Consider the following 8,801-nt stretch of genomic DNA (forward strand, 5'->3'; position numbering starts at 1 on the left):
GCCCCCGGTAGGGGGTGGGCGGCTCACGAAGTGAGCCAACCTGGGGGGGGGTCATGCTCGCCCATCCGGGTCCGGAACAGCAGGTCGTCGGTGACCCGCAGGCGGCGGCTCATCTCGCGGGCGATGTTCATCTGGATCAGCGCGAACTGCTCGACATCGCGCTCGAACAGCCGGTACAGGTTCGCCGACGACAGCTCGATCGCGACGCAGTCGGCCTCGGCGCGCACCGAGGCGCTGCGCGGGAACAGATCGAGCAGCGCCATTTCGCCGAAACAGTCGCCTTGCCCCAGGCGGCTCAGCAGCAGCTCGTGGGAGCGCCAGCTCTTGGACACGGTCACGCTGCCGGATTCGAGCACGAACATGCCGTGGCCCGGCTCGCCTTCGCGGAAGAAATAGCCCCCGCACGGCATTTCGATCACCGGCGCCGCCGCCAGCAGGAATTCGATGGTCTCCGCGCCGATGGCGCCGAAGATCGGCATCTGCTGCATCAGTTCGATTCTGGACGCTGCCATGCGCAACTCCCGTGATGCCCGTGGCGGGCCCAGACCTTACACCACGCCGTCGAAGATCATCACGTCGACCGTGTCGCCCGGCGCCACATTCGCCTGGTCGTGGTGCAGCACCACGAGGCCGTTGGCCTCGACCATCGAGCTCAGCACGCCCGAGCCCTGGTTGCCGGCGATGCGGACCCGGGGCAACGCGCCCGCCACCTGATCGACCCGCCCGCGCTGGTATTCGGTGCGCCCGGGCTTCTTTCGGATCGCCTCCACGCTGGTGGCACGCAGCAGCGGCGGTGACGCAGCGCAGGCGGCGTTGCAGCCCATCATCTTCAGCAGCGCAGGGCGCACGAAGGCCAGGAAGGTGACCATCACCGCGACCGGATTGCCCGGGAGCCCGAACAGCACCGCCGGCCCGCGGCGATCGTCCGGCGCCGGGATCAGGCCGACCGCCATCGGCCGTCCGGGCCGCATGGCGACGCGCCAGAACGCCATGTCGCCGAGCCGCTGCATGACGGCGCGGGTGTGGTCGGCTTCGCCGACGCTGACGCCGCCGCTGGTGATGATCGCGTCGGCCCCGGCGGCCGCGCGGCGCAGCGCCGATTCGAGCGCCGCCGGATCGTCCCGCACCAGGCCGAGGTCGATCACCTCGCAACCCAGCCGCGTGAGCAGGCCGAACACGGTGTAGCGGTTGCTGTCGTAGACCGCGCCTTCGCGTGGCAGCTCGCCCAGGCTCAGGATCTCGTCGCCGGTGGAGAAGTACGCCACGCGCAGGCGCCGCAGCACCGGCACCATCGGCAGGCCGAGGCTGGCGACCATGCCGAGCGCGGCCGGCGTGACGATCTGGCCGCGCCGCAGCGCCGGTTGACCCTGCATCAGGTCTTCGCCGGCGAAGCGGCGGTTGTCGCCGCGCCGCAGCGCCTTGGCGGGGAAGCTCACGCGATCGTCCTCGACCGTGCAGAACTCCTGAGGGATCACGGTGTCGAGGCCGGCCGGCATCACTGCGCCGGTCATGATCTTGAGTGCGTCGCCGGCGCCCAGCGTGCCGCGCCAGGCGGCACCGGCCAGGGCCGTCCCGACCACGCGAAGCGTCAGCGTGGCGTCGCCGGCCGCATCGAGCTGAGCGCCGTCGAAGGCGAAACCATCCATCGCCGAGTTGTCGTGCGGCGGCACGCTGACCGGCGAGACGATGTCCTCGGCCAGCACTCGCCCGAGCACATCGCGCAGGGCCAGGCGCTCGACCTGGGTGACGATGGCGGGCTCGGTCAACTGCGCCAGGAAAGCCTGCACGGCATCGACGCCGAGGGCCTTGGGGTCGTAACCCGCCAACGCGGCGGCGATTTCGGCGATTCGGCTCATGGCAGGAAGGGAATCAGGAGCGCTGGCGTTCGAGACCGCGGAGCTCGGCCGGCGTGTTGGCGTTGAAGAACGCGTTGGGGGCGTCGCCCGGCTGGTCGAAGGGCACCAGCACGGTGCGGTGCTGGCCGGTCCACTTGTCGATCTTGCGGCCGCCGTCCTGGGTGAAGCGCACCAGGCTTTCGAGCAGCGTGGCGCGCAGCAGGCAGAACACCGGCTGCGGGTGCAGCACCGGCGCGGTGTCCGGCGGGTCGGCGGCCTCGGGCGCGCTGACCATCGCGATATCGGCGTCCTCGGCGGCCATGGCGGCCGCCAGGCGGCTTGCGAGGTCGAGCGGGAACAGCGGCGTGTCGCAGGGCACGGTGAGCAGGTAGGGGGTCTCGCAGCGTTCGAGCCCGGTCAGGAAGCCGGCCAGCGGGCCCGCGTAGTCGGCCAGGCCATCCGGCCAGACCGGCACGCCGAAGGATTCATAGGCGGCCAGGTTGCGGTTGGCATTCACCATCACTTCGCCGACCTGCATGCCCAGCCGCAGCACCGCATGCATCGCGAGCGGCGTGCCGTTGAAGTTCTGCAGGCCCTTGTCGACCCCGCCCATCCGTGAGCCGCGCCCCCCGGCGAGCACGAGGCCGGTGATTTCGCTGGCGGTGATGACGGTCGGGGCGCTCATCCGCCGATGTAGCTCATCTCGACCCGGCGCGGCGCGCCGGCATCGGTGTCGGGGACGCGCAGCGCACGCAGTTCGGAATAGCGGTCGCTGCGGCCCTGCCAGATGTGGCCGAGCGCGGAGGCGATCTGCGCGTCGTCGGCGTCGCCGCGCAGCAGCGGCCGCAGGTCGTGGCCCTGGCTCGCGAAGAGGCACAGGTAGAGCTTGCCTTCGGTCGACAGGCGTGCCCGGCTGCAATCGTGGCAGAAGGCCTGGGTGACGCTGCTGATGACGCCGATTTCGCCGCCGCCGTCCGCATAGGCCCAGCGCTGCGCGGTTTCGCCGGCGGTGGTGGCTTCCAGGGGCAGGAGCGGGAATTCGGCGGCGACGCGGCTCACCACGTCGGCCGACGGCAGCACCTCGTCCATGCGCCAGCCGTTGGTGGCGCCGACGTCCATGTACTCGATGAAGCGCAGCACCACGCCGGTGCCGCGGAAGTGGCGCGCCATCGGCAGGATTTCCTGCTCGTTGGTGCCGCGCTTGACCACCATGTTGACCTTGATCGGGCCCAGGCCCGCGGCTTTTGCGGCTTCGATCCCGGCCAGTACCTCGGCGACCGGGAAGTCGACGTCGTTCATGCGGCGAAACACCGTGTCGTCGAGGCCGTCGAGGCTCACGGTCACGCGCTGGAGGCCAGCGGCCTTCAGCGCCTGGGCCTTGCGGGTGAGCAGGGAGCCGTTGGTGGTCAGCGTGAGGTCCAGCGGCTGGCCGTCCGGGGTGCGCAGTGCCGCCAGCTGCTCGACCAGGATCTCGAGGTTCTTGCGCAGCAGCGGCTCGCCGCCGGTGAGCCGGATCTTGCGCACGCCGTGGCTGGCGAAAAGGCGTGCCAGGCGGGTGATCTCCTCGAAGCTCAGCAGCGCGCTGTGCGGCAGGTACTGGTAGTCCTTGTCGAACACTTCCTTCGGCATGCAGTAGCTGCAGCGGAAGTTGCAGCGGTCGGTCACGCTGATGCGCAGGTCCGTCAACGGCCGGGCCAGCCGGTCGAGCAGCATGCCCGTGGCGGGCACGCCGGTTCCGATCGGGGGCACGCGGGGCGTGCGACCGATGTCGGAGAGTTTGACGACGTGCTGCTGGTTCATGGGAGAAGTGAATTTAACCCATCACCTGGACCGATATCCTCGCAAGGCCTCTGGGACCCCGGCCCTGCCGGCGATGGATGTGTCCTTGACGCGCACGGGTGCCTCCTGAAAGAAGGTGCGTCCGGGCGGAGCATCGGCCCGGCGTTCGGGGTCAGCCGTGCTTGACGGCCACGGTCTTGAGGGTGGTGAAACCGTACAGCGCCTCGAAGCCTTTCTCGCGGCCGTAGCCCGAGGATTTGACGCCGCCGAAGGGCAGCTCGACGCCGCCGCCGGCGCCGTAGTTGTTGATGAACACCTGGCCGCTCCTGACGCGCTTGGCCATCCGGAACTGGCGCCCGCCGTCGTTCGTCCAGATGCCGGCGACCAGCCCGAACTGCGTCGCATTGGCCAGTGCCACGGCTTCGTCCTCGTCGCGGAAGGCCATCGCGGCCAGCACCGGACCGAACACTTCCTCCTGCGCCAGCCGGTGGTCCACCGGGACGTCGCGCAACAGCGTGGGCGCCTGGTAGAAGCCGGCCTCGGGGGCCTCGTCGACCACCACGCCCTGCGCCACCATCGGGATGCCCGCAACCTGTGCGTCCGACAGGAAGTCCCAGACGCGCTGCTGCTGGGTCTGCCGGATCAGCGGACCGACGTCCAGGTCCATCGCGGCGGGACCGACGCGCAGCGCCTCGAAGGCATGGCCGAGCCGCTGCAGCAGCGGTTCGTAGATGGCCTGGTCGATCAACACGCGCGAGCCGGCCGAGCAGGTCTGGCCGGCGTTCTGCACGATGGCGTTGATCAGCACCGGAATCGCCGCGCTCAGGTCGGCATCGGCGAACACGATCTGGGGGCTCTTGCCGCCGAGCTCGAGCGTCACCGGGCAATGGCGTTCGGCCGCCACCTGCTGGATCAGCGTGCCCACCTTGGGGCTGCCGGTGAAGCTGATGTGGTCGATGCCCGGGTGCCGCGCCAGCGCGTCGCCGACTTCGTGGCCATAGCCGGTCACGATGTTCAGCGCGCCGGGCGGGAAGCCGGCCTCGGCCGCCAGCTGGGCGACCCGGATCAGCGACAGGCAGGCGTCCTCGGACGGCTTGACCACGCAGACGTTGCCGGCGGCCAGGGCGCCGCCGACGCTGCGCCCGAAGATCTGCATCGGGTAGTTCCACGGAATGATGTGGCCCGTGACGCCGTGCGGCTCGCGCCAGGTGAAGACGCTGTAGCCGTCCTGGTAGGGGAGGGTCTCGCCATGCAGCTTGTCGCAGGCACCGGCGTAGAACTCGAAGTAGCGCACCAGCGCCGCGGCATCGGCGCGGGCCTGCTTGACCGGCTTGCCGCAGTCGCGCTGCTCGATCAGCGCCAGCTCGTCGGCATGCTCGGCGATCTTCTGCGACAGCTTGTAGAGCAGCCGGCCGCGTTCGGCCGCGCTGACCTTGTGCCAGCCGGTCTCGAAGCAATGGCGCGCGGCCCGCACCGCGGCGTCGATGTCGGCGGCATTGCCGCGCTGCAGCTCGTCGAAGGGCTGGCCGTCGGACGGGTCGATCACCGGCAGCGTGCGGCCGGACGAGGAAGCAACGTTTTCGTTGCCGATGTAGTTGAATTGCATGGGGCGAAATCTTAAGGCGCCTGGCGGATCGGCGGATCGGCGGGGCCTCAGGGTCGCAGCGCCATCGTCGCCGGCAGGCGCGTCCAGGGCAGGTCCGCGGGGTCGGCGGCCATCGGTCCGGGCGCCTTGGCGACCAGGATCCGGCTGGCGATCGGCGCGAAGTCGGCGCGGAAATGCACCGAGCTCTTGGCGACCAGCAGCTTCATGGCCTCGGGCTCGATGCCGAGGAAGCGGAACAGTTCGCGGTCGAGCATCTGGCTCTTGCCGCTGGCCACGGCTACCCGCACGCCGTCGATCTCGAGGCAGGCACTCGGGCCCACGCAGAGCACGCCGCCGTGCGACATCGGCCCCTTGAGAGCGACCTGGCCGTCGCTGAGCGCGCGCACGGTGAAACGGCCCCGGACGACCGGATCGCTGCGCTGGCCGCCCCAGGTCGGCACCTCGGCGCCGAGATGGATGTCGAGCTCGGCACCGACGCCGGCCGCATGCGCGGCGGCGGCTGCTGCAGGGTCGAACATCAGGCCGAGCGCCACGCGGCCGGGAAAGCGCTGGCCGGCGCGCTCGGCCAGCAAGGCGCGCAGCATGCCGGTGGTGTTGCTGTCGCTGCCCGCGCCCGGGTTGTCCTGGGTGTCGGCAATGACCACCGGCCGATCGGCGCCTTCGGCGATGGACAGCGCTTGCGCGACCGCATCGCGGGGCGACAGGACCTCGAGCCGCCATTGCGAGCGCGGATGGTCGATGCGTGCGAACAGCGTCTCGACGGCGGCATCGGCGGCGTCGCCGTAGCCCCACACCACCGGTCCGCACTCGGCGATGTCGGCGGCCGGGAAGCCGGTGGCGAAACTCAGCACCGTGCCGTGTCCTGCATCGAGCTCGCGCAGCAGCTGGTAGACCGAGGCCGCAGGCTCGACCATCGTGCATTGCACGTTGAGCGGCAGCAGGAATGCGAGCCGCCGCACCTGCAGCGGTTCGCGCGCGCCGCGGGCGATGCGGCGCGCCAGCAGTTCCGCGGCCAGCCGTCCGGTGTCGGCCGAGTCCACGTGCGGGTAGGTTCGGTAGGCCACCAGCGCATCGGCCTCGTCGAGCATGCGCCGGGTCACGTTGGCGTGCAGGTCGAGGCTGGCGACGATCGGCACGGCGGCGCCGACGATCGCCCGGATCCGCCCGAGCAATTCGCCTTCGAGGTCATCCAGGTGCTCGGCCACGGCCGCGCCGTGCAGGTCGAGGAAGACGGCGTGAACGCCGCCGTGCGCAAGCGCCTTCGACAGGTCCTCGACGATGACGCCCGCGATGCGTTCGAAGGCCTCCTGGGTGACGTGTGCCGAAGGGGTGGCACCGGCCCAGGCCGAAGGCACGAGAGCCCATCCGCGCTCGCGCGCTGCGTCGATGAAGCCGCCGATCGGGATGTTCCGCCCGGCGTAGGCATCGATGATTTCGGGGCCGCGGCGGTAGGGCGGAAAGGCCTCGCCGCGCTGGAAGGCGGCCCAATCGGCCTTGCTGGGGGCGAAGGTGTTGGTCTCGTGCTGGAAACCGGCGATGAAGACGTTCAAGTTCGCTCCTGGAAAATGGGCTCAGCGCGAAGCCGCCGGCTTCGGCAGCGCCCGCAGCGCGTTCAGCATGCGCTCGACGTGCTTGTCCGGATTGAGGTTCTGGTAGAAGTAGGCGACCTTGCCGTTGGGGGCGATCACGTACGACAGGCGATTGGCGAAATCCGGCCGTGTCTGCATCAGGGCGTCGAAGCCCTCGATCACGGTCTTCGACTCGTCGGAGGCCACCGGGAAGCGGCTTTGGCAAGCCCTGACCGAAAACTTCGACAGCGTGTCGATGTCGTCGGCCGACACGCCGATCACCGTGGCGCCGAGGGCGGCGAACTGGTCGATGGCTTCGGCGAAGGCGTGGGCCTCGATCGAGCAGTCGCGAGAATCCGCGGCCGGGAAGAAGTACACCACCACCGGCCCCTTGGCGAGCGCATCGGCCAGCGAATAGCGGAAGGTCTTGCCGCCCAGCGCCGCGGTGGCGATGAACTTCGGCGCCGGGTCGCCGATGTCGAGTGCGGCATGGGCGGGAGCGGTCAGGGCCGCGGCCACGGCAATGAAAGCTGCGCGCACGGCGATCGAGGGCATCATCATGTAACTCCGGGTGGAAGCGTTTCGAATTCTAGGACTGCACGCCGTGTGGCGCCGCTTCGGCCTCCGTCCGTCGTCAAGGAGGAACACGACATGAAGATTGCCCTGGACCGCTGGATACGCCTGGCGCTGGCTTGCGCAGGCATCGCCCTGCTGGCTGCCTGCGGCTCGCTGCCGATTTCCCGCGACCGGCCGGCCGACTACGCCGCGGCGCCGGACCGCTCGACCCGGCTGGCGAAGATCGTCGCCGATTCGACGCCGCCCGACGAGCATTCCGGCTTCCGGCTGATGCCGCTGGGCGTCTATTCGCTCGATGCGCGGATCCAGCTCGCCCAGCGGGCCCAGCAGTCGCTGGTGGTGCAGTACTACCAGCTCGAAAACGACGCCACCGGGCGGCTCCTGATGCGCGCGCTGCGCGAGGCGGCCTCGCGCGGGGTCAAGGTGCGGGTGCTGGTGGACGACCTCTACACCGTCAAGAGCCAGCAGCCGCTGCTGGCACTGGCGCAGACGCCGAACGTGGAGGTGCGCCTGTTCAATCCCTTCTGCTGCGGCCGGGATGGATTTCTCTCGCGCTTCGTCGCGTCGCCGCAGGACATCGGGCGGCTCAACCATCGGATGCACAACAAGCTGTTCATCGCCGACGGCGTGGTGGCGGTGGTCGGCGGGCGCAACATCGCGGACGAGTATTTCGTCCTCAGCGAGTCGCAGAACTTCATCGACATGGATGCGCTGGTGGTCGGCAAGGTGGTGGCCGAGCTCGAGGCGATCTTCGACCAGTACTGGAACGCCGAGCAGGTCTGGCCGATCGACCAGATCGTACGCGGCCCGGGCGGCCGCAGGCCCGGGCCCGACGAGTTCGACGCCTGGATCGGCATGGGTTCGCCGCCCCCGAAAATCGTCTTGCCGCCCTCGGACGTGCTCGGCTACGGTCCGATCGCCGAGGAGCTGGACGGCGGACGCATGGGGCTGCTGTGGGGCGAGGCGCATGCCATCGCCGATCCGCCGACCAAGCCGGCCACCATGAGCGCCGACGAGGCGCTCGCCACCAGCGTGACGATGAAGGTCTGGACCCTGCTGCTCGATGCGAGGACCGAAGTGGACCTGACCTCGCCCTACCTGGTGCCCGGCGAGAAGGGGATGGCCGCGTTCGAGGACCTGTCGCGGCGCAAGGTCAAGCTGACGCTGCTCACCAATTCGCTGGCCGCCAACGACGAGCCGCTGGTCCACACCGGCTACGCCCGCTACCGCGAGCGCCTGCTGGCCAGCGGTGTCGACCTCTACGAACTGAGCCCCGAGCGCACCACGGCCAACAAGCGCTTCGACATGTTCGGCAACTCGCTCGGCCGGCTGCACGCCAAGACGGCGGCCATCGACCGGCGGCGGATCTTCATCGGGTCGATGAACCTGGACCCGCGCTCGGCGACCCAGAACACGGAAATGGGCGTGGTGGTCGAC

Annotated in this window: 8 protein-coding genes; 1 reads left to right on the forward strand and 7 read right to left on the reverse strand. The window is 69.8% G+C overall.

What is annotated here, in order from left to right; translation table 11 throughout:
• Positions 1 to 23: 23 nt before the first annotated feature.
• From AC1D2E_RS33150 to AC1D2E_RS33180, 7 genes are all read right to left on the reverse strand, one after another.
• A complete protein-coding gene (locus tag AC1D2E_RS33150) occupies positions 24 to 512 on the reverse strand; it encodes a Crp/Fnr family transcriptional regulator (protein ID WP_478201337.1) in 489 nt (162 codons plus the stop codon).
• A 36-nt stretch (positions 513 to 548) separates the two neighbouring features.
• Positions 549 to 1,856 (reverse strand): molybdopterin molybdotransferase MoeA, encoded by a 1,308-nt coding sequence (gene moeA, locus AC1D2E_RS33155; RefSeq protein WP_478201338.1) that lies wholly within the window; start codon positions 1,854 to 1,856, stop codon positions 549 to 551.
• Between the two features lie 13 nt (positions 1,857 to 1,869).
• Positions 1,870 to 2,520, reverse strand: coding sequence for a molybdenum cofactor guanylyltransferase MobA (gene mobA / locus AC1D2E_RS33160; RefSeq protein WP_478201339.1), 651 nt, complete (start codon positions 2,518 to 2,520; stop codon positions 1,870 to 1,872).
• Positions 2,517 to 3,635 carry a GTP 3',8-cyclase MoaA gene (gene moaA / locus AC1D2E_RS33165; protein ID WP_478201340.1) on the reverse strand — a complete coding sequence of 373 codons (1,119 nt, stop codon included), beginning with the start codon at positions 3,633 to 3,635 and terminating at the stop codon, positions 2,517 to 2,519. Before moaA ends, mobA begins: the two co-directional genes overlap by 4 nt.
• 151 nt (positions 3,636 to 3,786) lie before the next feature.
• A complete protein-coding gene (locus AC1D2E_RS33170) occupies positions 3,787 to 5,220 on the reverse strand; it encodes an aldehyde dehydrogenase family protein (protein WP_478201341.1) in 1,434 nt (477 codons plus the stop codon).
• A 47-nt stretch (positions 5,221 to 5,267) separates the two neighbouring features.
• Positions 5,268 to 6,770, reverse strand: a complete 1,503-nt coding sequence (locus AC1D2E_RS33175; protein ID WP_478201342.1) for a M81 family metallopeptidase — start codon at positions 6,768 to 6,770, stop codon at positions 5,268 to 5,270.
• A 21-nt stretch (positions 6,771 to 6,791) separates the two neighbouring features.
• A complete protein-coding gene (locus tag AC1D2E_RS33180) occupies positions 6,792 to 7,346 on the reverse strand; it encodes a peroxiredoxin (protein ID WP_478201343.1) in 555 nt (184 codons plus the stop codon).
• Between the two features lie 93 nt (positions 7,347 to 7,439).
• On the opposite strand from AC1D2E_RS33180, the gene AC1D2E_RS33185 reads away from it, so the two are divergent.
• Positions 7,440 to 8,801: phospholipase D-like domain-containing protein (locus AC1D2E_RS33185; protein WP_478201344.1), on the forward strand; the 1,362-nt coding region annotated here is incomplete at its 3' end.

Source organism: Variovorax sp. P1_H2, from assembly GCF_056405295.1.